Source organism: Polaromonas sp. P3_C2 (assembly GCF_056402675.1).
In genome coordinates this window covers 1-1,119 of record NZ_JBFUGX010000987.1, presented here as the reverse complement: position 1 = coordinate 1,119, position 1,119 = coordinate 1, and the positions used below count along the sequence as shown (strand labels likewise).

Annotated in this window: 2 protein-coding genes; both read left to right on the top strand. The window is 56.0% G+C overall.

From position 1 onward, the window contains the following. On the top strand, positions 1–436 hold a 436-nt coding region (locus AC1DWI_RS24030; RefSeq protein ID WP_477726022.1), incomplete at its 5' end, for a hypothetical protein. Positions 437–470: 34 nt separating this feature from the next. Then, on the top strand, positions 471–1,043 hold the full coding sequence (locus AC1DWI_RS24025) for a hypothetical protein (protein ID WP_477671174.1): 573 nt from the start codon (positions 471–473) through the stop codon (positions 1,041–1,043). The last annotated feature ends 76 nt before the right edge of the window (positions 1,044–1,119 follow it).

Here is a 1,119-nt window from a genome sequence, read left to right as displayed (position 1 = left end):
GCCATCAACAACTCAAGCCCTGTTCATTTTTCTCGCGTGGTCTGGCGTTCAGGCTGTATTGCTTCTTGCGTCGCTACGTTCCAGGCAACCCTTGCCGGAATTGCTCGCAGCTGTAGAGACAGTCGAGCCTTCGATGGCGCCGGCGGAAAAAGGTGACATGGCCAGAGGATTCCTCTGGATCAGCGTTGTCTGGTTCGCCCTGGCCACAACCATTGCGGCGGTTTCTTTCAGTTCGGCATCAAAAGGAAGCCTKTGGGGCCTGGCCGTTTTTACCGCCATAGGTGGCTGGTCGCTCTACGACGCAGCGTCAAGCCCTGTCGTTCTGGGCCGCATGTACCCGGGGAGCATTAAATGGACAAACTGGCTTACAGCTGTGTTGAGCTCAACGGTCTGGTTATTGCTCTTTGTGATGCTGGCCATTCAATGGCTCTCCTGATGCCACCTGGCTCTCATCTCAAACGTCAGGCGTCATGATGACCATTTATGCAACAAGTAAGGTCGTACACGCTGCGCTGAAGCGCGCGCTCAGTCCGTGGTTTACGGCCAACGGCTGGAAGCGGCGGCCCGGTTACTCCTGTGCGTTTATTCGACCTGCCGGGCCGGGTTATTGGTGTCTGTGGTTTCAGGTCAGTTCCTGGGGAGGCCAACTCTCGGGAAGTTCATTCACACTGAATCTGGTTCATCAGGAGTCTGCGGAATCGTCACTCTGCAGTGGGCCAAATGCCCGCGTGCTGCGTACCCTGAGTGCAGCTGATATAGAGCTCGGCTTTTCCATCGCAGCGGAGCTGTCGAAACGCATTCCAGAGCCCGCGGCATCGGATCCAGTACACGAATGGGCAAAACTTCCGGGCTATCAGGGCGAGATGTGGCGCAAGAGAATCGCTGATCTTCAGAAAGTGAATCCTGACGCATGGAAGCCGGATGTCGATGTCTGGCTGCCGTATTACGCGGTGGCTGACCTGGCTCTTTGGGTCGATTTTCTGCTTCCGAGGTTTCCGCACCTTCTGCGCCAGAGCCAAGGGCAGGATTTCACCGCACAATGACGCTCATCATCCATACGCCTCCAACTACCCGGTTCACCCATGGAATCTCCCAAACTCAGAGTCGGTCAACCAATTA